The organism is Mycolicibacterium diernhoferi, from assembly GCF_019456655.1.
In the GTDB taxonomy this organism is placed as follows: domain Bacteria; phylum Actinomycetota; class Actinomycetes; order Mycobacteriales; family Mycobacteriaceae; genus Mycobacterium; species Mycobacterium diernhoferi.
On record NZ_CP080332.1, the window covers coordinates 729,753 to 751,162 of the forward strand.

Annotated in this window: 24 protein-coding genes and 1 pseudogene; 16 read left to right on the plus strand and 9 right to left on the minus strand. The window is 67.7% G+C overall.

The features are described from left to right. From K0O62_RS03385 to K0O62_RS03420, 8 genes are all read left to right on the plus strand, one after another. A complete protein-coding gene (locus tag K0O62_RS03385) occupies positions 1–1,425 on the plus strand; it encodes an MCE family protein (protein WP_073855683.1) in 1,425 nt (474 codons plus the stop codon). Positions 1,426–1,562: 137 nt separating this feature from the next. After that, the gene (locus K0O62_RS03390; protein WP_234800028.1) at positions 1,563–2,804 is read left to right on the plus strand and encodes a cytochrome P450; all 1,242 of its coding nucleotides are present in this window, start codon (positions 1,563–1,565) and stop codon (positions 2,802–2,804) included. A 16-nt stretch (positions 2,805–2,820) separates the two neighbouring features. After that, positions 2,821–3,024, plus strand: coding sequence for a ferredoxin (locus tag K0O62_RS03395; protein WP_073855684.1), 204 nt, complete (start codon positions 2,821–2,823; stop codon positions 3,022–3,024). A gap of 27 nt (positions 3,025–3,051) precedes the next feature. Continuing rightward, positions 3,052–4,053, plus strand: a complete 1,002-nt coding sequence (locus K0O62_RS03400) for an LLM class flavin-dependent oxidoreductase (protein WP_073855685.1) — start codon at positions 3,052–3,054, stop codon at positions 4,051–4,053. A gap of 21 nt (positions 4,054–4,074) precedes the next feature. Further along, entirely contained in the window at positions 4,075–4,530 is a 456-nt protein-coding gene (locus K0O62_RS03405) for a Cif family virulence factor (RefSeq protein ID WP_073855686.1), read from the plus strand. Beyond that, the gene (locus tag K0O62_RS03410; RefSeq protein ID WP_073855687.1) at positions 4,527–5,333 is read left to right on the plus strand and encodes an alpha/beta fold hydrolase; all 807 of its coding nucleotides are present in this window, start codon (positions 4,527–4,529) and stop codon (positions 5,331–5,333) included. Before K0O62_RS03405 ends, K0O62_RS03410 begins: the two co-directional genes overlap by 4 nt. Continuing rightward, complete coding sequence (locus K0O62_RS03415) at positions 5,330–6,241, plus strand: DUF1028 domain-containing protein (RefSeq protein ID WP_073855688.1); 912 nt, start codon at positions 5,330–5,332, stop codon at positions 6,239–6,241. The genes K0O62_RS03410 and K0O62_RS03415 overlap by 4 nt, the downstream gene beginning before the upstream one ends. Beyond that, a complete protein-coding gene (locus K0O62_RS03420) occupies positions 6,238–7,404 on the plus strand; it encodes a M20 family metallopeptidase (protein ID WP_234800029.1) in 1,167 nt (388 codons plus the stop codon). The genes K0O62_RS03415 and K0O62_RS03420 overlap by 4 nt, the downstream gene beginning before the upstream one ends. Here K0O62_RS03420 and K0O62_RS03425 read toward each other — a convergent pair. The 3 genes from K0O62_RS03425 to K0O62_RS03435 form a co-directional block, all read right to left on the minus strand. After that, entirely contained in the window at positions 7,379–8,290 is a 912-nt protein-coding gene (locus K0O62_RS03425) for an aldose 1-epimerase (RefSeq protein WP_073855689.1), read from the minus strand. The genes K0O62_RS03420 and K0O62_RS03425 overlap by 26 nt on opposite strands. Positions 8,291–8,302: 12 nt before the next feature. Continuing rightward, a complete protein-coding gene (locus tag K0O62_RS03430) occupies positions 8,303–9,454 on the minus strand; it encodes an FAD-binding oxidoreductase (RefSeq protein ID WP_073855690.1) in 1,152 nt (383 codons plus the stop codon). A gap of 70 nt (positions 9,455–9,524) precedes the next feature. Continuing rightward, complete coding sequence (locus K0O62_RS03435; protein ID WP_079244607.1) at positions 9,525–9,755, minus strand: hypothetical protein; 231 nt, start codon at positions 9,753–9,755, stop codon at positions 9,525–9,527. Between K0O62_RS03435 and K0O62_RS03440 the strand changes: the two are divergent. Beyond that, positions 9,749–10,308, plus strand: a pseudogene (locus tag K0O62_RS03440) (TetR/AcrR family transcriptional regulator). The gene K0O62_RS03435 and the pseudogene K0O62_RS03440 overlap by 7 nt on opposite strands. On the opposite strand, the gene K0O62_RS03445 reads toward K0O62_RS03440, so the two are convergent. Genes K0O62_RS03445 through K0O62_RS03465 form a run of 5 tightly spaced genes read right to left on the minus strand, consistent with a single transcriptional unit; the run spans position 10,296 to position 12,795 of the window. Then, positions 10,296–10,985, minus strand: coding sequence for a GAP family protein (locus K0O62_RS03445; RefSeq protein ID WP_073855691.1), 690 nt, complete (start codon positions 10,983–10,985; stop codon positions 10,296–10,298). The pseudogene K0O62_RS03440 and the gene K0O62_RS03445 sit on opposite strands and share 13 nt — an antisense overlap. Continuing rightward, positions 10,964–11,239, minus strand: coding sequence for a hypothetical protein (locus K0O62_RS03450; protein WP_073855692.1), 276 nt, complete (start codon positions 11,237–11,239; stop codon positions 10,964–10,966). The genes K0O62_RS03445 and K0O62_RS03450 overlap by 22 nt, the downstream gene beginning before the upstream one ends. A 33-nt stretch (positions 11,240–11,272) precedes the next feature. Beyond that, positions 11,273–11,686 (minus strand): hypothetical protein, encoded by a 414-nt coding sequence (locus K0O62_RS03455; RefSeq protein ID WP_073855693.1) that lies wholly within the window; start codon positions 11,684–11,686, stop codon positions 11,273–11,275. After that, positions 11,683–12,018: an ESX-1 secretion-associated protein gene (locus tag K0O62_RS03460; RefSeq protein ID WP_073855694.1), complete on the minus strand. Its 336-nt coding sequence runs from the start codon at positions 12,016–12,018 to the stop codon at positions 11,683–11,685. Before K0O62_RS03460 ends, K0O62_RS03455 begins: the two co-directional genes overlap by 4 nt. 9 nt (positions 12,019–12,027) lie before the next feature. Next, positions 12,028–12,795, minus strand: coding sequence for an EspA/EspE family type VII secretion system effector (locus tag K0O62_RS03465; protein ID WP_109789058.1), 768 nt, complete (start codon positions 12,793–12,795; stop codon positions 12,028–12,030). A gap of 36 nt (positions 12,796–12,831) precedes the next feature. On the opposite strand from K0O62_RS03465, the gene K0O62_RS03470 reads away from it, so the two are divergent. Then, the gene (locus tag K0O62_RS03470) at positions 12,832–13,647 is read left to right on the plus strand and encodes a DUF2510 domain-containing protein (RefSeq protein WP_073855695.1); all 816 of its coding nucleotides are present in this window, start codon (positions 12,832–12,834) and stop codon (positions 13,645–13,647) included. Positions 13,648–13,838: 191 nt separating this feature from the next. Then, positions 13,839–14,750, plus strand: coding sequence for a glycosyltransferase family A protein (locus K0O62_RS03475; protein ID WP_073855696.1), 912 nt, complete (start codon positions 13,839–13,841; stop codon positions 14,748–14,750). A gap of 4 nt (positions 14,751–14,754) precedes the next feature. On the opposite strand, the gene K0O62_RS03480 is transcribed toward K0O62_RS03475, so the two are convergent. Further along, positions 14,755–15,396: a CYTH domain-containing protein gene (locus tag K0O62_RS03480; protein ID WP_073855697.1), complete on the minus strand. Its 642-nt coding sequence runs from the start codon at positions 15,394–15,396 to the stop codon at positions 14,755–14,757. A 172-nt stretch (positions 15,397–15,568) separates the two neighbouring features. On the opposite strand from K0O62_RS03480, the gene clpB reads away from it, so the two are divergent. From clpB to K0O62_RS03505, 5 genes are all read left to right on the plus strand, one after another. Then, entirely contained in the window at positions 15,569–18,115 is a 2,547-nt protein-coding gene (clpB, locus tag K0O62_RS03485) for an ATP-dependent chaperone ClpB (RefSeq protein WP_073855698.1), read from the plus strand. 124 nt (positions 18,116–18,239) lie between these two features. Then, positions 18,240–19,058 carry a trehalose monomycolate transport factor TtfA gene (ttfA, locus tag K0O62_RS03490; RefSeq protein WP_073855699.1) on the plus strand — a complete coding sequence of 273 codons (819 nt, stop codon included), beginning with the start codon at positions 18,240–18,242 and terminating at the stop codon, positions 19,056–19,058. Beyond that, a complete protein-coding gene (locus tag K0O62_RS03495; protein WP_234800030.1) occupies positions 19,055–19,840 on the plus strand; it encodes an SDR family NAD(P)-dependent oxidoreductase in 786 nt (261 codons plus the stop codon). Before ttfA ends, K0O62_RS03495 begins: the two co-directional genes overlap by 4 nt. Continuing rightward, positions 19,841–20,743, plus strand: a complete 903-nt coding sequence (locus tag K0O62_RS03500) for a hypothetical protein (RefSeq protein ID WP_073855700.1) — start codon at positions 19,841–19,843, stop codon at positions 20,741–20,743. Beyond that, positions 20,736–21,395, plus strand: a complete 660-nt coding sequence (locus K0O62_RS03505) for a TrmH family RNA methyltransferase (protein ID WP_073855701.1) — start codon at positions 20,736–20,738, stop codon at positions 21,393–21,395. The genes K0O62_RS03500 and K0O62_RS03505 overlap by 8 nt, the downstream gene beginning before the upstream one ends. The last annotated feature ends 15 nt before the right edge of the window (positions 21,396–21,410 follow it).

Here is a 21,410-nt window from a genome sequence, read left to right on the forward strand (position 1 = left end):
ATGTACCTGAACCGTTTGACCAGGATCCAGTTGGTCGTCTTCATGGTGATCGCCGCCGCGTCGGTGGTGATGATGGCGGTCGGCTACATGAACCTGCCGGCGATGTTGTTCGGAATCGGCCGCTATGACGTGACCGTCGAACTCGAACGATCGGGTGGACTCTACGAGCGCGGCAATGTCACCTACCGAGGCACCGAAGTGGGGCAGGTCCGTGACGTTCAGCTCACCGAAGACGGTGCACGGGCGATACTTTCGATCGACTCCAAGTACAAGATCCCCTCGGACCTGGAGGCCGAAGTGCACAGTCAGACTGCAATCGGGGAACTCTACGTCGCGCTGATCCCGCGGAACGGCGCTGCGCCACCGCTCGCCGAGGGAGACGTGATCCCGGTCGACCGGACCCGGGTGCCGCCGGACATCAATCAGCTGCTCGATGCCACCAACCGAGGACTGACCGCCATACCGCAGGACAACCTACAGACCGTGATCGACGAGAGTTACACGGCGGTGGGCGGATTGGGTCCTGAGCTGGCGCGGATTGTGAAAGGCGGATCACAGCTGGCGATCGATGCCGAGCGTGAGTTGGCGCCGATGGTCACACTGATCGAGCAGTCCAAACCGGTGCTGGACACCCAGATCGAGACCGCAGGTGCGATCCAGTCCTGGGCGGCCAACGTTGCCGCCATCACCCGGCAACTGCAGGTGCACGACACGGCGGTCGAAGGCGTGCTTGCGCACGGGGCGGCGACGGCCGACGAGGCACGGCAGCTGATGGAGCGGCTGCGTCCGACGCTGCCGGTGCTGCTCGCCAACCTGGTCAGCGTCGAACAGGTGGCCCTCGACTATCAGCCGGCACTGGAACAACTCCTCGTGCTCCTGCCGCAGGGCACGGCGATGATGGGTGCGCTCGGGGTGCCGAACCTGAACACCAAGCAGGACTACACCGGCATGTATCTGGACTTCAACCTGAACATCAACCTGCCGCCACCGTGCAACACCGGCTTCCTGCCGCCTCAGCAGCAGCGGTCACCGGCACATGTGGACTCTCCGGAGCGCACCACCGGATCACTGTATTGCCGTGTGCCGCAGGATCACCCATTGCTCGCGGTGCGCGGGGCCAGAAACACGCCGTGCCTCACCGTGCCGGGCAAGCGCGCCCCCACGGCGCAAATGTGTGAGAGCGACGAACAGTACGTCCCGCTCAACGACGGATACAACTGGAAGGGAGACCCGAACGCCACCCTGAGCGGGCAGGGGGTACCGCAGATGCCGCCGGGACAGCAACCCGAAGTGGCTGCGGCCACCTACGACCCCGACAACGGCAGCTATACCGGCCCGGACGGGAACATGTACACCCGCACCGACCTCGCCACGAACTCCGCACCGGAGAGTTGGCAGGACCTGCTGGCGCCGCGCGGCAACTGAGCCGGCAACGCGTCGACACGGAGTACCTACGTAGGGACTTTGCGGTCTCTACGGATGTGCTCCGCCCGCCCGCTGAGGATTCTTGGTGAATCCCCTGCGGGTCCGAAAGATTCAAACCGTATTGAGTGGAGGTACGTGTGGTCGACGTGATCGAACAAGAGGATGCCGCAGCAATAGTGCGAGATCTGGTCATCGGCAACGTTGCCGACCCGTTCCCGCTCTATGACCGGCTGCGCGAGATCGGTACCGGTGTGCACTGGTCGGATGTGCTCGGCGCCTGGGTCGTCACTCGTTACGACGACGTCAAGGCGATGGTCGGCAGCCACGAGGCATTCTCCAGCGACACCTTCTTCGACGGTGCGCCGGGCATACACAATCCGGATGACCCCGAACAGCGCCGGTTCATCTCGATCAGTTCGCGCCAGTTCATCTTCCAGGATCCGCCGACGCATACGAGGATTCGGTCGATCTTCCGGCATGCGTTCACCAAACAGGCGATCAAACGCTGGCGGGCGACCATGGAGGACGTCGCCGACGAGGTGCTGAGCCGCTACCGGCCGGGCCAGGAGCTCGACATCATGCCCGGCCTGGCCGCCGACATCCCGGTCGCCGTGATCGCCTCCATGCTCGGGGTACCTCGGGAACGCTGGGGGCAGCTGCGGGAATGGTCCGAGTCGTTCGGACGGACCCTGGACCCCGGTGTGCAGGGTCCGCTGCGGGACCAGTCGATCGGCACCTCGCTGGAGATGATGGATTACCTCGGTGATCTGCTCCACCAGCGCAGAGCCGACCCGCAGGACGATCTGATCTCGCTGATCGCCACGACGGCCGCGGACGACGGCGAACGGCTCACCGACGAGGAGGCCATCTCCCAGCTGACGCTGCTGCTCGCCGCCGGCAACGACACCACCGCATCCCTGATCGGGAGCGCGATGACGCTGCTGATCGACCACCCGGACGTCAAACAGGAACTCAAGGACGATCCGTCGCGCATCCCGGTGGTGATCGAGGAGATGCTGCGCTTCGATCCGCCCTTCCATCTGAACTTCCGGAAGGCCCGCCGCGACGCGGTATTCGGCGGCGAGCAGATAAAAGCGGGTCAGATGTGTTTCCAGGTGATCGCCGCGGCGAACCGGGATCCCCGGCAGTTCGGCGATCCGAACACCTTCGACATCACCCGCGACGCGTCCAAGCACCTGACCTTCAGCCACGGCATCCACTTCTGTGTGGGCGCACCGCTGGCCCGAATGGAGGGTGAGGTGGTGCTGTCCAAGATCCTGGAGCGGTTCCCCGATTTCTCCGCCGGCAGCACACCGCCGGTGCGGCGGGCGAACAACATTCTGGCCCGCGGCTGGCACAGCCGCCCGGTCACGCTGTGAGCGGGGAGGCACCATCGTGCGATTGAAGGTGTACTCCGAGCACTGCATGGCCAACGGCAGCTGCCAGCGCGCGGCCCCGGAGGTGTTCGGAAGCACGGCGGAGGGTTGGGTCGTGCTGATGGACGAGAACCCGAGCGCCGAACTGCGGGAATCGGTTGTGCGGGCGGCAGATTCCTGCCCGATGGGCGCCATCGTCATCGATGACGGCCCCGATCAGTAGACCCAGCGAGAGGACAAGGTAAGCGTCATGACCGTTCGAGATGGCAGGCAGGTGGGCGTCCTGCTGGGCAGTACCACACCACCCGAACAGATCGCCGAGCTCGCCAAGTCGGTGGAAAACAGCGGGTTCGGTGAACTCTGGATCCCGGAGGACTACTTCTTCCTCGGCGGCATCGCCGCGTCGGCGATCGCGCTCAGTGCGACCGAGCGCATCCGGGTGGGCATAGCGGTGGTGTCCTCGATGGTCCGCCATCCGGCACTGCTGGGCATGGAGATCGCCACGCTCGCGCGTGCGTTCCCAGGGCGGTTCGCCCCGGGCATCGGGCACGGGGTGCCGGCGTGGACGGCCCAGATGGGGCTGACGGTGCGCTCACCGATGAGCGCACTACGGGAAACGCTGACCGGCGTGCGTGACCTGCTGGCCGGGCAGACCGTCACCGCGGAGGGCAAGGTGCACAGCTTCACCGACGTGACGCTCACCCACCCGCCCGCCGACCGGGTGCCGATCTACACCGGGGTCCTGGGGGACAAGGGCATCGCACTCACCGGCGAGCTGGCCGACGGGCTGGTCGTCAGTGCGTTGGCCCCCGCGGAGTACGTCGCCGCGACCCGCCTCAAGCTCGACAAGGCCGCGGCCGAGGCGGGCCGGACCGAACGTCCGGAACTCGTTGTGCTGTCCGCGGTCAACGTGGCCCGTGATCCTGCCGCGGCCGCACAGACCCGCGAACAGATCAAGCCCGTACTGGCCTTCTACCTCGCCGCGACCGGCCCCAACCCCATGCTGGCGGCGATCGGGGGCAACGAGCTGCTGACGGACATGATCGCCCGGGGCGGGCCCGAGGTGATCGAGGCCGAGATGCCCGATGAGTGGGTCGACGCCATGTCGGTGACCGGGACGCCGGAGCAGGCCGACGCGGGCTTCGGCCGTTTCTTCGACGCCGGCGCCGACAAGGTGATCGTGGTCCCGATCGTCGAGAGCACCAGCCGGGAGTCGCTGGCCGCCATCGCCTCGCTGATCTCCGATTCGTAAGCGCAGAAAGGGCTTTTCAACATGACACAATCCGACATCGATGCGATCCTGGCCGTGCACGACGGCTGGACGGCCGCCAACGTGGAATTGGTCGCCGAGAACATGATCGAGTTCTTTCCGTCCGGTGACAATTACCTGCAGTTCAACCTGAACGGGTTCACCTATCACGGTGTGCAGGACAAGGCCAAGCTGTGGCGCAATCTGCAGGCGGTGGGTGCGCGGATCAGTCGGATCGGTGACCTCGCGCCGCCCACGGTGCAGGTTTTCGGTGATGTCGCCCTGCTCACCTCGGAAGGTGAATGCGAGGTCCTGTTGCCGACACCCAGTGGCACCCTTGAGAGTTCGGGCGCGCTGCGGTACCGCAACACCGAGTTCTACCGCCGTGACGACGGCGACGGCGGCGCCCAATGGCGGATCTGGCACATGCATGTGAGCGAGGCCGCCGCCGAAGGTCTGCTGAAGTACGCGACCGAATGACGGACACATCCGAGACCAGGGTGGTGGACGGCCCGACCGGACCGTTGGCGCTGCACGTGTCCGGCCGGTTGGCCGGGCAGACACCCGTTGTGCTCGTGCACCCCATCAACACCGGGGCCGTGGTCTGGCGACAGGTGATACCCCTGCTGCAGCGTCCGGTTGTCGCCATCGATCTGCGGGGACACGGAAGCTCGGGTCTCCGTGGGCCGTTCACCGTCACCGACGGTTACCTGCTCGACGTGCTGGCGGTGCTCGACGCGCTCGGCCTGGACACCGTGCATCTGGCGGGCGGTTCGCTGGGTGGAACGATATCGCTGGCGCTGGCCGCGCTGCACCCGGCCCGGGTGCACAGCGTGACCACCCTCGGGTCGACGCTGGGCACCGGCCTGCCGGACGCCGCCATCGAGCAGATGGTCACCGACCTCACGGCGGTGGGGTCGAAGCAGTACTTCGCCGATCTGGTGCCGCAGGTGGTGGGCCCCGAATTCACCGCTGCGCCCGGTCTGGACGAGACGGCCCGGGTTGCCGGGAGCCGTCCGGAACAGACGGTCGCCGCCATCCTGCGGGCCGCCTTCAGCTCGGACATCCGCGACCTCGCGCCGCGGGTCCAGGCTCCGGTGCTCGCGGTCGCGGGAACCGCGGATCCCACGTGTCCGCCGGCGATGACCGAGGAGATCGCCGCGACGACCGGTGGCACCGTCGTCACACTGGCCGGGGTCGGGCATCTCCCGATGGTGGAGGTGCCCGACCGGGTGGCCGAACTGATCAACCGACACACCACGAACGGAGCATCGCCCCGATGACGTACTCGATCGTCGCCCGCGACCCGGCCACCGGCGAGCTCGGGATCGGTTCGCAGTCACACTTTTTCGGTGTCGGACGCCTGGTGGGCTGGGGTGAGACCGGTGTGGGAGTGGCCGCCACCCAGGCATTCGTCAACGTCGACTACGGGCCGCAGGCCGTGGCGGCCATGCGGGCGGGCGCATCCGCGCAGCAGGCCGTGGACCAGGTCACCGCCGCCGACCCGCTGAGTGCGTACCGGCAACTCGGCGTCGTCGATGCGAACGGTCTGGCGGTCTCCTTCACCGGCGGACGTTGCGCGCCGGCGGCCGGCGGGTTGGTTGCCGATGGCGTCGCGGTGCAGGGCAACATGCTGGCCCGCGACCGGGTGTACCACGACATGCTGGACGCTTACCAGGACGCGAAGGGCCCACTGGCCGAACGGATCCTGGCCGCGATGGTCGCGGCGGAGCAGGCCGGTGGCGATGTTCGCGGCTCGCAGTCGGCCGTGCTCACCGTCTACGGGCCGGACCGCTCGCAAACCCCGTGGCAGCATGTGCGGATCGACATCCGGGTGGATGACCACCCCGACCCGATATCCGAACTGTCCCGGTTGCTGCCCCGGCATCGGGCGTTCGACTTCATCGGTGAGGTCATCTTCGCCCAGGATCTGATGATCGGCCCGTATCAGAACGTCTCCCCGGAGACGTTGGAGGAGAAACTGTCCGGTCTGGCCGCCGCCGCCGAACTGCTCGGTGAGGACAACCGCGAAGCACAGTTCTGGCAGGCGTTGCTGATGGCACGCAGCGGTGACCGTGCCGGGGCGCGCCGGTTGTTCACCGAACTGTTCGGCTACCGTCCGGCGCTGCGGGAGTTCCTGATCGGCATCGCACCGCTGGGGTTCCTCGACGACGTGGCCGACTACCTGTGAGCGCCGCCTGCAGTGCGGTCGCGGCGGTCAACGATTGGCGCTGCGCGGAACTGACCGCCGCGATGGTGCGCTGTGACACCCGCAATCCGCCGGGTGACGAGACGGCCATCGTCGCCCTGCTCACCGATGTCCTGGTGGGGTTGGGGGCGAGTCCCGAGGTCTTCGAGCCCGCGCCCGGTCGGACCTCGCTGCTGGCCACCGTCACCGGTGCCGGTCCGTCCCCGCGGCCGACCCTGCTGATCAACGGTCACATCGACGTCGTGCCGGTGGTCGAGGAGGACTGGACACTGCCGCCCTTCGGTGGCGTCGTCCGCGACGGCCGGGTGTACGGGCGGGGGGCCTGCGATATGAAGGGCGGCATCGCGGCGGCTCTCGAGGGGCTGCGTGCATGCTTCGACGCCGACCTGCCCCCGCACTGTGACGTGGTGTTCCATCTGGTCGCCGACGAGGAGACAGGTGGCCGGTGGGGGACCGAAGCGCTGATGAACGCCGGCCGGATCTCGGCGGACGCGGCGATCGTCCCCGAGCCCAGCGAACTTCAGGTCTGCGTGGCGGAGCGCGGTGTGCTGCTCGCCGAGATCACGGTGTCCGGTCGGGCCGCGCACGGGAGCGATCCCGCTGTGGGGCACTCGGCGATCGCGGACGCGGCCCGGCTGGTGCAGGCACTGCACGAGGCCGACTTCGGGGGCACCGTCCACCCGCTGCTGGGCAGTCCCACCTGCAACGTCGGGACGATCGACGGCGGCACCGCGCCGAACATCGTCGCGAGTTCCTGCGTCCTGCGGGTGGATCGGCGGATCCTGCCCGGCCAGACCGAACATGACGCGGTGGCCGAACTGAACTCCCTGCTGGACCGCCTGGTACCGGATGTCGACCGGACACTGACAGTGCTGGCCTTCGCCGAAGCGTCGGAGTTGGTCGCCGATCACCCGTTCGCCGAGTTGGTGGGTACAGCCGCGGAGACGCGGCGTCCGGTCCGCGGCCTGTTCCTCGGGACCGATGCCCGGTTCCTCCGAAACCAGTTGGGAATTCCGACGGTGGTCTACGGGCCGGGGTCGATGACCGTGGCCCACAGCTGCGACGAGTATGTCGAGATCGCCGAGTTGGCAGAGGCAGCACGGACTTTCGCGACCGTCTTCAGCCGTTTCGGGGACCGACCGTGACCGAGAACCGGGCCGTCTCCGGTTGTCCGGGTGCGGCCGTCCGGTAACCCCCGCGGCGCAGCGCATCCGTGGGCGCGGCCATCGGTTCGATGGCGATCAGGTCATCCCCTGCTGGGGCGAACAGCTGCGCGGCCGGATAGCCCGCATCGAAGCTCACGTCGATGCGGTGCTCCCCGCCGGCGATGGTGAACACCGAGCCCGGCGCCACCTCGTCGAAGCCGTCGTCGAGCACCCGTTCGGCGAGCGGCGCCGACGCGGCGGGCAGGGGTTCGTGTGCGCCGGTCGGGATGCCGCGCTCGTCGACCGGCAGGTGCCGCATCGCCGGTGTGCCGAGTTCCCATTGCCCGCGCGGCACACCCGGAATCGTGAAGTACGGGTGGTACCCGAAGCACAGCGGCACCGGTACTGCCGCGGTGGGCTCGACGGTGGTCGCGATGCTCAGCGTGCGGTCGGCGAGCGTGATCCGCTGGGTGAGTACATGCCGGAACGGGAACGCCGCCAGGAGCTCGTCTGTGTCGTAATCGAGCGTGGCGGTGAGACTGTCGGATGACCGCTCGGTGATCTTCCAGCCGGGGTAGGCGGCCAGCACACCGTGTATCGGGGCGCCGTGTGGATCGGTACGCACCCGCCCTTCACCGGCGGTGAGATGGACCTGCGCTCCCTCCGCCCGGTAGTGATCAGCGCCCAGCCGGTTCGCCCACGGGTACAGGATCGGGATGCCCATCGTCTTGGCGTCGGTGACGTAGGCGTCCAAGCCACGGCGCCGGCCGAGGAATTCGAGCTCGCCCTCGGCCAGCGATGTGCCGATCATTCCGGCGTCCGGGACGAAGGTGGCCGTCAGCGCGGAGGACCGATCCCGCAGGGTGATGCGCTCCAACTCGGGCATAGGGCGATTCTGTCACGCCAGGGGATCATGCTGGATGCGCTCAGGGGGAGCGCCTTTGGCGATCAGCGCGGCCTTCGTCGCGGTCACCATATCGGGGCTGCCACAGATCAGTATCTGTCGGTCACCCCAACTGCCGTAACCGGTCACCACGTCGGGCAGCCGACCGGTCTGGCGGACATGCAGCCCGCGTGGCGGCCGGTGGTCGGGGTACTCCACGGCCCACGGCGGATCGGTGGCGTACTCCGAGACCGGAGTGACCGACAGCCACGGGTTCATCGACGCGATCTCCCACAGCGTGGGCAGGTCGTAGAGGTCGCAGGGGTAGCGGCCACCGAAGAACAGGTGCACCCGCGGATTGTCGGCGTAGAGGCACAGATCGGAGATCAACGCCCGCAGTGGGGCCAGCCCGGTTCCGCCCGCCACCAGCAGCACGTCGCCGTCGGTGCGGTCGATGTGCAGTCCACCATGCGGATTGGACAGCCGCCACCGGTCCCCGGGGCGGGTCTCGCCGACGATCGCCGGGCTGACCATGCCGCCGGACACCGAACGGATGTGAAATTCGATGGCCCCGCTGCTGTCGGAGGGGATGGAAGGGCTCAGGTAGCGCCACCGGCGCGGCCACTGCGGCACCTGGACCGTCACGTATTGGCCAGGGTGATACGGCAGCTGCCGGTCCAACTGCAACCGGATGACGGACACGTCCCGCGTCGCGCGGATGTGTTCGATCACCGTGCCGTCGACGTATGGCGGCCCCTGCTCGGCATTGGCCGCCCCGCGCATCACCCCGACCACCAGTTGAACGAAATCGGATGTGGCTTCGGCGATCCGAGCATCCCATGAATCCGCCAGCTGGTCGCGCAGAGTGCTCAGCAGTGCCTGGTGCAGGGCGTCGTAGTGCGCGGAGGTGACGCCGTACTTGCGGTGGTCCCGGCCGAGTTGGGCCATGAAGGCGACCGGTTCCTCGGCGCGTTGGGCGATCATCTCGGCCAGCAGCCAGTCCAGGGCCTCGGCGAAGGCGGCACGCTGGCGTGTCAGGTCCGGGGGGAACAGGTCGCGAGCCGACATGTCGGTGGCGAACCACCGGGCATAGAACCGGCCGATCACCCCGTCGGCGCCGACCGCGGCGCGCAGCGTCTGGAGTGCGTCGCGGTCGTCGAGTCCCACGGGACACGAGTCTAGGTGCGTCGCGCCGCGGCGATTCCGACGAGCACCGTTTCCGCGAGTGCCCAGCAGGTCAGAGCCACAATTGCGAGACCGCGCCGGACCCACCGAAGTAGGCGCATGCGCGCAGCAGCGCCGTGCCCCACCCGGCGGGCAACATCTCCGGGGCGCTGGTCAGCCCGGACATCGGGTTGCCGACCAGCACCGCGAGCAAGGCGCCGATGCTCGATCCCACCTTGCCGAACATCGAGCCCAGGCCGAGCCTGAACAGCAGGGCCGCGCCGACCCCGAGGTCAGGTGTCACCAGCGGTGAAAGGGCCCCGACGGGGTAGGAGGCGGGGCGAGCCGGTCTCCCGGGACGCGGTGCTGGCTGCCGCCAAACAGCACTTCGCTGCTGCCGGGTACGAAAAGACGACGCTGCGGGCCATCGCCCGGGACGCCCAGGTCGACCCGTCGATGGTGCTCTACCTGTTCGGTTCCAAGGAGGGTTTGTTCCGCGCGGCCATGCAGCTGATCATCGATCCGCAACGACTGGTCGAGGCGATCACCGACGGTGACGACGCCGGGCTGGGCACCCGGTTGGTGCGGGCCTACCTGGCCATCTGGGACGACCCCGACACCGGCGCCAGCATGGCAGCCATGGTGCCTCGGCGACGTCGAACGCCCACGCCAACCAGGCGTTCCGGGAGTTCATGCGGGAGTACGTGCTGACCGCGGTGTCCGGAGCGCTGGGTGGGGGGCCGGAGACCCGGATGCGTGCGGTGTTGGCGGCCGGCAATCTGATCGCGCCCGCGGTACAGCGCTATCTCACCGCCGACGTCGACGAACTGGGGTTGCCCGACGGCTACAGGCCGTGAATCCCCTTGTACAGCACCATGACACCGATCACGATCAGGATCGCGGCGACCAGCACGGCGTGCTGACGCTCCATCCACTCCTTCAGGCGGGTCAGCGGCGCGGCGAGCCGTTCCCCGGTGACGGCATAGGCCAGGATCGGAAGAATTGCCGTGCTGCCGGCGATCCCGACGAAGTACACCATCGATAGCCAAGCGTGAACCGGACCGACACCGGCCGACCCGATCGCCAAACCCGCTGCGATGCAGATGAACAGCACCTTCGGGTTCACCACCGCCAGCACCGCGGCGGTGACCAGCGCCCGGCCCGGGGTGAGGCCGCTGAGCTTGCGCATCCATGCCGGAGAATGCTCGGACTTGTGGCGGGTCGCCCACTTGTATCCGCCGAACACGATCAGTGCCCCACCCACGACGATGCGCAGCCAGGACGCCCAACCGGGCGGTTTGTCCAGGGAGCCGACCAGCCCGGAGGCGGCAACGAACGCCGAGACCAGGGCGGACAGCCCGAGTAGCCAGCCGGCCAGGAATGCGAGTCCGGTGGGGCGCGGCCGATCGGTGTGCAGGGCGAGCACCGCCGGGATGATCGACAACGGGGACAGGGCGATCACCATCCCCAACGGGATGAGTTCGGCGAGAACGGAACCCCAGCTGCCTGTCGTCAAAACTCGCACCACTTCCATCCACAGTTCTCGTACGAGAACGCAATATCCTCCGGCTCGGCACCGTTGTGCTCGATGACTGTATCGGCGGTTGTGCCCGTGGCCTCGACCGAGGTGACCGTCAGGTTCAACCTGCCCGCCTCGGCGCGCATCCGGGTGAAGTCGGCCCGGGAGAACTGCTCAGCGCCGCGCATGCCGGCAGCGATCAGCAGTACGGCTGCGACCGCCCCGAGGATCAGCGCGGTGCGTACGCCCGGCGGTGGGTTGAAGCGCATCGCAACAGTGTGGCCGAAACGATGCGACGCGTCTCAGCGGCGCGCTGCGAGCGCCGCTTCGGCTGCGGCGGCCTGTTCGGGTGTCGGCAGCTTGAGACCGTGCTCCAGCAGTTCGCGGGCCGAGGCGGCGTCCTGGCCTTGCATCCGCAGCAGCCCGGACACCAACTCGTACTGACCGGCACGGCCCTTGGCCGCGGCCACCGCCGCCACGGCCAGTATCTCGCGGGCGAGCTCGGCTTCGGTCATGTCCGATACCCGCGGCGCCAGTTCCACCCGATGAATCGAGCCATCCATCAGCGCGGCCACCGAGACCGTGCCGGCGGCGTTGTGGGCGTAGAACAGCGGATCGGGAATGGCGGCGTCGGGTTCCTCGGCCGGAACGTAGATGTCGAATGCGCCCAGGCCGGTGTCCTCTTCGTCGGCGAGGCGCGGCTCGTACTCGGTCATCGCGGCGGCATCTGTTCGTCGATCGAACTGCCACCCTGCGCGTCGGTTCGAACGTATTGCGAGGCAGCGGTATTCAGATTCGCTTCATGCGCCTGCGACATGGTCTCGAGTGCGATGCAGGCACGCCTGCGGGCCTCGGCGACCAGCTCGGCGGCCGCCGCCGTGGCGCTGCACACCTGCCCGTGAGTCCGCAGCACCGACTCGGACACGCCGTCGACGAGGCCGGTCGCCTGCCCGATCCGAGTGGCGGCATCCCCGTGCTTCTGTGCCAAGTCGCGAAGATGACTTGGCGTGACACGTAATTCGTCTGGCGGGCCGGGCGGGCTTGTCATTGCTGCTCCTCACATGCTGGTCGGATAGCATTCGGCGGCGATCTCGTCATAGATCCGCGCGGCATCTTTCATGGTCTGCGCCGACCGCTCGGAATGGTTCGACAGTTCGTTCATGTACCAGAGGCAGGTCGGGATCGACACGCCCACGGCGGCGATCTCGATTTCGCGGGACATGGCGGGCCCGACTCTGGGTATGGCGCGCACTGCCAACGCCGGCGCGATGGCGTTACCCATCAGGGTCGCGGCGTTGTTCAATATCCGGCGGGTGGTGTTGACCGCTCCGGCCTCCGACGAGATCGCCATCAGGACATCGAGGTCGGCGTCCGGCATGCGGCGTGCCCGGTTCTTCTGCTTCTCGTTGGCAAGTTCGTAAGCATCGGCTGCGGGACCCGACCAGCTGTCGTTCGGGTACGCGGTCTCCAGGCCATCGGCGACGCTGTTGAAGCGCTGCGCGCTTTGGCTGTAGCCATCCCCGTCTTCGGGAGTGTTGGTCCAACCGCACTGCATCTGCATGGCCAGCACCGTCTGCAAGCCACCGGAGATGATCAAAGTCTGCTTTGCGAGTGGCAGCATGCCCTGGGCGACAGAGGCGACTTCACCCAAATCGGCTGCACGGTTCCACAACCCGTCGACACCATGCTCACCGATGATGTCGGCGGCGGAAAAAAGGCCTGTGACCATGTCACCGGCTGCGCCGATCGGTCCTATCGGATCCGCTCTGCGCAGGGTTTCGCCCAGCTTCTGCATCACGTCGCTGTACGTGTCGAACAGCCCCATCCGTCCCCCTTGTATTCAAGGTAACAGCTCTGTTCAATGGCTCGAAGCACCGAAATTCTGGTTGAGGGGGACGTCATCACCGATCCGACGCTGCCGGCCGCGGCCGGCTGGTTCACCGATCCATGGGAGCCGGACCGGGTCCGCTTCTTCGACGGTTTGAAGTGGACCGACCAAGTGGCCGCTGCTTCGACGGCTGCATCGGGTTACCCTCTGGGACAACGTATCCTGTTCCTGCGCGAGCAGGCTGCATCCGCTGACGGTGATGCTTCTTGCGTGCTGCTCGACGTGCATGGTGCGCCGCTGGGCGCCGTTTCGTCGCGAGTTCGCCTTCCGCTCGCGATCGGGCGGGACACTCGAACAATAGAGTTCGATGTCGTCAACCCCGCCGGACGGCTTCTCCTCACTGTGGCCAGATCTGGTGGGAGAAGGGACCAACGCATCACCATCGGCGATGCCGGTGGCCACGAGGTCGGACGCCTGTCGCAGACGGGTTCCTATTGGCGACGTGTACGTCTGGGGAGATTGTCGATGCGACTGGAGTCAAGTGATCGCCCATTGGCGCAGACAACTTTTCACCTGGATCCCACCGGTGGTCGCGGTTTGGCGCCGCAGCACGTGTACGACACAGTGGGCGCGGCGATCGCGACGGTGACGCCACTTCACCCGGCGGTCACCGGACCGCAGCAATTGTTGGCCTATCGACTGGATTGTCCACAGGCGGTATCGAACCCGCTGCCGACCCTGCTGTCGGCGGTCCTGATCGCTCGGTACCTGTACGACCGGCTGGAGTACCGCGGCGGCTGGCTCGACCAGGCCGCGTACTGGGTGTCCCGACCCAGTTGGCACCAATAGCTGCGGCGGTGCGTTCCCGGCCGGCGAGAACTGTTGTAGCCGGTGTTCACCGCGAACTCCGACCCCGGTTGTCGTTTGCTTAGTTCCTTTTTCAACGACCAGTTTCCGGTCGCGGCATGCTGTGAGCTCTTGTAGTGTCCGATCCGATACGTCGACTGGGGGGTCGGCGTGCGGGGGGCGGGGGTTTCCGAATGCTGGCGTTCATCACGTCGTTACGTCATCCGGACAATGCGCGCGACTATGCGAGAAACGAACGGCTGCTCCAGGACACGTTGAACTCGATTGCGCTGCAGACGTCGAGCGAATACATCGTGGTCGTTGTCAGCAACGTTGCGCTGTCCTTTCCGCTACCCGACCGGGTGGTGTCCGTCGTCGTCGATTTCCCGCCGCCGGCGCCCGCCGGGACGCACGCGTCATACCCGGCGGTCGTGTGGGACAAGGGTACGAAGCTCGGGATCGGTCTGATAGCCGTCCGTGAGCACGCCCCCGATTACGTGATGATCACCGACGCCGACGATTTCGTGCACCGCGATCTCGTTGCCTTCACGTCCCGGCATGCGGGTGAGCCCGGCTGGTACATCTCGCGCGGATGGCGTTATTCCGGCAAACGGAACGTCTACCGCAGCCTGCGCGCGTTCCATCTCCAGTGCGGCACGTCCTACATCCTGCCGTTCGCCGCCTACGGGGTGCCCGACGACGCAACGCCCGACATCGGGCAGGGGGAGGTCTTCGATATCTTCGGCGATCTGCTGGCCACGATTCTCGGGTCACACATGAGGGTCCGGCAGTGGGCGAACAAGCACGGCTATCGCCTTGCCCCGCTGCCCTTCCGCGGGGCCGTGCACCACGTGGACACCGGCGAGAATCACTCGCAAGGCACGTTTGGCGGCCTCGCGAGGTCCGCCACGCAGGAGATGTGGGAGACGTACGGCATGCCGCCCCGGCCTCCCGCTACGTCCATGCGCCCACGGTGGGTGCTGGGCACCCCATCGGCGCTCGTCGGGAGTGGCTACAACTATCTCCAGCGCAAGATGGACGCGCTGGTGACCGACGATTCACCCCGGTTCGATCTGGCTCCCTACCGGGCTCAACTCGGCCCCTGAGAAATCAGCCGTGACGTGGGGGTGTGCTGCCCTCGAAATCGTTGTGCCCCAGGGTATTCACGAAGTTCGCTCCGAGTAGGTCGAGCTCACGGCCGTACGCCGCGGCCCAGTCGCCGAACGGGTTGTGCGCCAGGTACTCGTTGCGGAACCGATCGTCCTCGGACACCTCGGTGAGGCAGAACCCGGGAATGGTCAGATCGACCACCGGGCTGCCGCGCTCGACCTCGGCGAGCACCAGGGGGGCGTTGCCACCCAGGAACCGGTCGAGGACCCAGCCGTCCTCGCCCAGCCACGCGGAGTACCGCACCTTGGCGACGACGTGCTCGGCCCGGCTGACGATCTGGCCGGCGACCATCGGATCGAGATTGCGCTCGGCCTCGTACCGGGTGCCACCGGCCGCCGGACCCTTGGCGGTCATGGTGCCGATCGCGTCCTCGCCGAGGCGCTGCACGAGGGCGGCGGGAGTCCCGTCCAGGGTGTCGGGCGCGGGACCCTGCAGGCGGATGCGGACGGCATAACCGTCGGCCGCGAACAGATACGCCTGCACGATCAGCGCGGGGCTGGGATCGGATGTTGCGACGGCGGGCAGTTCACGGACGAAGAATTTTCGTTCGAACTCGAAGTCGCCGAAGCCGGAGTCGGACATGTTCAGACGTTAACCCCGACCGGCCGAAGGTGCGCTGACCTCGGCGGGTGCGGCGGGTCGAGAAATTGGTCGAAGATTTCTAGAGTTGAGCGGAACAGACTCAACCTTGACTGCGTTGGACAACACGAGAAGCATTTTCCCCAGCTGCAACAGCCCTAGAAAGGTAGGTGTCGTGGACTCGTTCAACCCGACCACGAAGACTCAGGCGGCACTGACCTCTGCCCTGCAGGCGGCGACCGCCGCAGGCAACCCGCAGATCACTCCCGCTCATTTATTGATGGCGCTGCTCACGCAGAACGACGGCATCGCCGCGCCCCTATTGGAGGCGGTCGGAGTCGAGCCCGCAACCATCCGCGCCGAGGCCGAACGCCTCATCAGTCGGTTGCCGAGCGTATCCGGCTCCAACTCGCAGCCCCAGCTCAGCCCGGACGCGATCACCGCGATCACCACGGCGCAGCACCTGGCCACCGAGATGGACGACGAATACGTCTCGACCGAGCACCTGATGGTCGGTTTGGCCACCGGCGGTCACGACGTCGCCAGGCTGCTGACCGGGGCCGGCGCCTCGCCGGATGCCCTGCGGGACGCGTTCACCAAGGTCCGGGGCAGTGCCCGGGTCACCACCCCCGATCCGGAGGGTTCGTACCAGGCGCTGGAGAAGTACTCCACCGACCTGACCGCGCGCGCCCGCGAGGGCAAGCTCGACCCGGTGATCGGGCGCGACAACGAGATCCGTCGCGTCGTGCAGGTGCTGAGCCGCCGCACCAAGAACAACCCGGTGCTCATCGGTGAGCCCGGCGTCGGTAAGACGGCGATCGTGGAGGGCCTGGCCCAGCGCATCATCGCCGGCGACGTGCCGGAAAGCCTGCGGGACAAGACCGTCATCAGCCTGGACCTCGGGTCGATGGTGGCCGGCGCCAAGTATCGCGGTGAGTTCGAGGAGCGGCTGAAGGCTGTCCTCGACGACATCAAGAACTCGGCCGGGCAGGTCATCACCTTCATCGACGAGTTGCACACCATCGTGGGCGCCGGTGCCACCGGCGAATCGGCGATGGACGCCGGCAACATGATCAAGCCGATGCTGGCCCGTGGCGAACTGCGCCTGGTCGGTGCCACCACGCTCGACGAGTACCGCAAGTACATCGAGAAGGACGCCGCCCTGGAGCGCCGCTTCCAGCAGGTCCTGGTCGGCGAACCCTCCGTGGAGGACACCGTCGGCATCCTGCGTGGCCTCAAGGACCGCTACGAGGTGCACCACGGTGTGCGCATCACCGACTCCGCGCTGGTCGCCGCGGCGACCCTCTCGGATCGGTACATCACCGCGCGGTTCCTGCCGGACAAGGCCATCGACCTGGTCGACGAGGCCGCGTCCCGGCTGCGCATGGAGATCGACTCGCGCCCCGTCGAGATCGACGAGGTCGAGCGGTTGGTCCGGCGCCTGGAGATCGAGGAGATGGCGCTGGCCAAGGAGGAGGACGACGCCTCCAAGGACCGGCTGGAGAAGCTGCGCGCCGAGCTCGCCGACAAGAAGGAGCAGCTGTCCGAGCTGACCACCCGGTGGCAGAACGAGAAGGGCGCCATCGACATCGTCCGCGAGCTGAAGGAACAGCTGGACAGCCTGCGCGGCGCGGCGGACCGCGCCGAGCGGGACGGTGACCTGGCCAAGGCCGCCGAACTGCGGTACGGCCGCATCCCGGAGGTCGAGAAGAAGCTCGACGCCGCGTTGCCGGTCGCCGAGGCTCGCGAGAACGTGATGCTCAAGGAGGAGGTCGGTCCCGACGACATCGCCGAGGTGGTGGAGGCGTGGACCGGGATCCCGTCCGGCCGGATGCTGGAGGGCGAGACCGCCAAGCTGCTGCGCATGGAGGATGAGCTGGGCAAACGCGTCATCGGGCAGCGCAAGCCCATCGCCGCGGTGTCCGATGCGGTGCGCCGCGCTCGCGCCGGTGTCGCCGACCCGAACCGCCCGACCGGCTCGTTCATGTTCCTCGGCCCCACCGGTGTCGGTAAGACCGAGCTGGCCAAGGCGCTGGCGGAGTTCCTGTTCGATGATGACCGCGCCATGGTCCGCATCGACATGAGCGAGTACGGCGAGAAGCACTCGGTGGCCCGCCTGGTCGGTGCGCCTCCGGGCTACATCGGCTACGACCAGGGCGGCCAGCTCACCGAGGCGGTGCGTCGCCGCCCGTACACGGTGGTGCTGTTCGACGAGATCGAGAAGGCGCACCCGGACGTGTTCGACGTGCTGCTGCAGGTGCTCGACGAGGGCAGGCTGACCGACGGTCAGGGCCGCACGGTGGACTTCCGCAACACCATCCTGATCCTGACCTCCAACCTGGGTGCCGGCGGCACCGAGGAGCAGGTGATGGCCGCGGTGCGCTCGGCGTTCAAGCCGGAGTTCATCAACCGGCTCGACGACGTGCTGATCTTCGATCCGCTCAATCCCGATGAGTTGGTGCACATCGTCGACATCCAGCTGAATCAGCTGCAGAAGCGGCTGGCCCAGCGCAGGCTCACCCTCGAGGTGTCGCTGCCCGCCAAGCAGTGGCTCAGCGAGCGTGGTTTCGACCCGCTCTACGGTGCCCGTCCGCTGCGCCGACTGGTGCAGCAGGCCATCGGCGATCAGCTGGCCAAGATGTTGCTGGCGGGTCAGGTGCACGACGGTGACACCGTGCCGGTCAATGTCAGCCCCGACGGAGAAAGCCTGATCCTGGGCTGAGTGTGTGACTTCGGCGCGCTCACGTACGTTCTGCGCACGTGAGCGCGCCGAAATCGCGGTGCGGCGAGGATTGTGACCTTCTCGAGTTCGGGCGAAACCGCACCGAGCAAGTACGCTGAAGTCAATGGTTCCTCTCTGGTTCACGCTGTCCGCCCTCTGCTTCGTGGGGGCGGCCGTCTTGTTGTACGTGGATAACGACCGTCGGCGCGGTTTGGGCCGACGGCGTAAGTCGTGGGCGAAGTCGCACGGTTTCGACTATGAACACGAATCTGCCGACATCCTCAGCCGCTGGAAACGCGGCGTGATGTCGACCGTCGGTGAGACCGTCTCTGCGCGCAACGTGGTGCTCGGACAGATTCGCGGCGAGGCCGTCTTCATCTTCGACATCGACGAAGTGGCCACCGTGATCGCCCTGCACCGCAAGGTCGGCACCAACGTGGTGGTGGATCTGCGCCTGAAGGACATCAAGGAGCCCCGCGAGAGCGACATCTGGCTGCTCGGCGCGATCGGCCCCCGGATGGTCTACTCCACCAACCTGGATGCGGCCCGACGAGCCTGCGACCGCCGGATGGTGACGTTCGCCCACACCGCGCCGGACTGCGCCGAGATCATGTGGAACGAGCAGAACTGGACGCTGGTGGCCATGCCGATCACCAGCACCCGCGCCCAGTGGGACGAGGGTCTGCGCACCGTCCGCCAGTTCAACGACCTGCTCCGGGTGCTGCCCCCGGTTCCGCAGCCGGGGCAGAGCGGTGCCCGCGGCGGGCAACCCGCGCTGGCCCGCCGCAGCGGATCACCGAGCCGGCCGCTGTTGCCGCGCCCCGCAGAACTTCCCGCCGGACGCGGCGACCTGCCGCCCGGGCGTGCCGATGTGGGCCGCTACATGCAGCAGCGCCCGCCGGTGCACAACAGCACCCGGCAGGCGCCGCACTACCAGCGGTGACAACCCCGGAAGCACGCTCGGCGCTGATCACCGGGCCCACCGCCGGTCTGGGCGAGGGATTCGCCCGGCGGTTCGCCGCCGACGGATACGACCTGGTCCTGGTGGCCCGCGACGAGGCGCGCCTGAATCGACTCGCCGCCGAACTGCGTGACGAGGCCGGTGCGAACGTCGAGGTGCTACCGGCCGACCTGGCCCTGGCCACCGACCGTGAGAAGGTCGCCGAGCGGCTGCGGGCCGGAGTGCACACCCTGGTGAACAACGCCGGTTTCGGCACGTCGGGGGAGTTCTGGACCGCCGACTACGCGCTGTTGCAATCCCAGTTGGACGTCAACGTCACCGCCGTCATGGCGCTCACCCACGCCGCGCTGCCCCCGATGCTCGCCGCCGGGTCGGGCACCGTGATCAACGTCGCCAGCGTCGCCGGTCTGATGCCCGGGCGCGGCTCCACCTACTCGGCGTCGAAGGCCTGGGTGATCGCCTTCTCCGAGGGCCTGGCCAATGGCCTGACCGGCACCGGCGTCGGGGTGCACGCGCTGTGCCCGGGGTTCGTGCGCACCGAGTTCCATCAGCGTGCCGGCATCGACATGACGGGCACGCCGTCCTGGTTCTGGCTGCAGGTCGACGATGTGGTGCGTGACTGCCTGCACGATGTCGCCAAGGGTGAGGTCGTCATCGTGCCCGGGCTGCAGTACAAGGCGCTCACGGCCGGCAGTCGTCTGGTGCCCCGGAAACTCTTGCGCGGCTTGACCAAGCGAGTGGGCCGCGGCAGAGGACGAACCTGAATGCAGTTGGCACGCAAGGTGGCGTCCGTGCTTGCGGTCGCGGCGCTGCTGGCCGGCTGTGCCGGCAGTGATGACCAGCGCGGCCCGTGGGGCGCCCAGCAGGCGACGATCGGTGAATCCCTGTCGATCCTGGGCTGGAACGTCTCGGTGTCGAATCTGCGGTTCGAAGGCGATCGGGTGCTCATCGACGTGGACGCCGCAGTGGCCGACGAGGGCGCCGAGCACGCCGCCCCGGAGAGTCTGCGCTTCGGCCTCTACGGCGCGCTGGCACATCCCATCGAGGCCGACGCCGTCGGCGGCTGCGCCTCGGCCACCGACCTGAGTCTTCGGCCGGTCACCGCCGCCGATCCTCAACGCCTCAGTGGGACAGCATGTCTGGGGCCGCTGCGGGATCAGAGTCAGGTGCGCGGGGTGTACCTGTATTCGCCGCAGGACCGGATTCCGCAGACGACGGTCGCCTACGCGGCGGCCTTCCCGGTGGGCCTGGCGCCCACCAACCCCGCCGACACCGGCCTGACGCTGCGCTCGACGAGTGTCGACGCCTTCCGGGCCGACGGTTCGCAACTCGCGCCGACCGCACTCGGGGACCCGCAGGCATTCACCGGCAACGGGTACATGCTGCTCGGGCTGTCGATCGACGGGTTGGCGCAACGGTACGAGGACGACGCGGTGGCCCGGGGCGGTCCGCTCATGGTGCTGACCGCGCCCACCCTGCCCGGCGCCGGCCTCTCGCACGCCTGCTCGGTGTACGGGTCCTCGCTGCTGGTGCTGCCGGACGCGGCCCGGGACGCGGTGTCCATCCGGGCATCGATGTGCACCCAGGGCGAGATCAACGCCGCCCTGCTCTACCCGTCGGTGTCGGTGGTCGGCACCCGTGCGGCGCTGTGGACCACCGGTGACTGACGACGACAAACCCGGCCCCACCGAGTGGGGCGAGACGCCCGGCGTCGGTCCCTGGCCGGGCCCGTGGCCCACCGGTGACGAGGCCGCGCGGTACGACCCGGACTTGCTGCGCGACGGGGACACCCGCAATGTCGTTGACGCCTACCGCTATTGGACGCGCGAGGCGATCATCGCCGACATCGACAAGCGGCGCCACCCGCTGCACATCGCCATCGAGAACTTCGGCAGCGACGCCAACATCGGCACCGTGGTGCGCACCGCGAACGCCTTCGCGGTGCACACCGTGCACATCGTCGGCCGGCGCCGGTGGAATCGCCGCGGCGCCATGGTGACCGACCGTTACCAGCGGCTGCGCCACCACGACAGCACCGCCGACCTGCTGGAGTTCGCCGCCGACGAAGGCCTGACCGTCGTCGCCGTCGACAACGTGCCCGGCTCCCTGCCGCTGGAAACCGCGGAGCTCCCGCGGCGTTGTCTGTTCATCTTCGGGCAGGAGGGTCCCGGCATCACCCCGGACGCGTCCGCGGGTGCGCAGCTGACGGTGTCCATCGCCCAGTTCGGATCGACCCGCAGCATCAACGCAGGTGTCGCCGCCGGGATCGCGATGCACGCCTGGATCCGCGCTCACGCGGACATATCCCAGGCGTGGTAGGGCCCGTCTAGGGCA

What these genes read in the sequence shown, in the direction of transcription:
- K0O62_RS03460 (WP_073855694.1), bottom strand. Translation starts at nt 12,018, where the DNA reads ATGACAAGCCCGCCCGGCCCGCCAGACGAATTACGTGTCACGCCAAGT.
- K0O62_RS03455 (WP_073855693.1), bottom strand. Translation starts at nt 11,686, where the DNA reads ATGACCGAGTACGAGCCGCGCCTCGCCGACGAAGAGGACACCGGCCTG.
- K0O62_RS03385 (WP_073855683.1), top strand. Translation starts at nt 1, where the DNA reads ATGTACCTGAACCGTTTGACCAGGATCCAGTTGGTCGTCTTCATGGTG.
- K0O62_RS03405 (WP_073855686.1), top strand. Translation starts at nt 4,075, where the DNA reads ATGACACAATCCGACATCGATGCGATCCTGGCCGTGCACGACGGCTGG.
- K0O62_RS03475 (WP_073855696.1), top strand. Translation starts at nt 13,839, where the DNA reads ATGCTGGCGTTCATCACGTCGTTACGTCATCCGGACAATGCGCGCGAC.
- K0O62_RS03480 (WP_073855697.1), bottom strand. Translation starts at nt 15,396, where the DNA reads ATGTCCGACTCCGGCTTCGGCGACTTCGAGTTCGAACGAAAATTCTTC.
- K0O62_RS03400 (WP_073855685.1), top strand. Translation starts at nt 3,052, where the DNA reads ATGACCGTTCGAGATGGCAGGCAGGTGGGCGTCCTGCTGGGCAGTACC.
- K0O62_RS03450 (WP_073855692.1), bottom strand. Translation starts at nt 11,239, where the DNA reads ATGCGCTTCAACCCACCGCCGGGCGTACGCACCGCGCTGATCCTCGGG.
- ttfA (WP_073855699.1), top strand. Translation starts at nt 18,240, where the DNA reads ATGGTTCCTCTCTGGTTCACGCTGTCCGCCCTCTGCTTCGTGGGGGCG.
- K0O62_RS03415 (WP_073855688.1), top strand. Translation starts at nt 5,330, where the DNA reads ATGACGTACTCGATCGTCGCCCGCGACCCGGCCACCGGCGAGCTCGGG.
- K0O62_RS03425 (WP_073855689.1), bottom strand. Translation starts at nt 8,290, where the DNA reads ATGCCCGAGTTGGAGCGCATCACCCTGCGGGATCGGTCCTCCGCGCTG.
- K0O62_RS03410 (WP_073855687.1), top strand. Translation starts at nt 4,527, where the DNA reads ATGACGGACACATCCGAGACCAGGGTGGTGGACGGCCCGACCGGACCG.
- K0O62_RS03500 (WP_073855700.1), top strand. Translation starts at nt 19,841, where the DNA reads ATGCAGTTGGCACGCAAGGTGGCGTCCGTGCTTGCGGTCGCGGCGCTG.
- K0O62_RS03445 (WP_073855691.1), bottom strand. Translation starts at nt 10,985, where the DNA reads ATGGAAGTGGTGCGAGTTTTGACGACAGGCAGCTGGGGTTCCGTTCTC.
- K0O62_RS03465 (WP_109789058.1), bottom strand. Translation starts at nt 12,795, where the DNA reads ATGGGGCTGTTCGACACGTACAGCGACGTGATGCAGAAGCTGGGCGAA.
- K0O62_RS03470 (WP_073855695.1), top strand. Translation starts at nt 12,832, where the DNA reads ATGGCTCGAAGCACCGAAATTCTGGTTGAGGGGGACGTCATCACCGAT.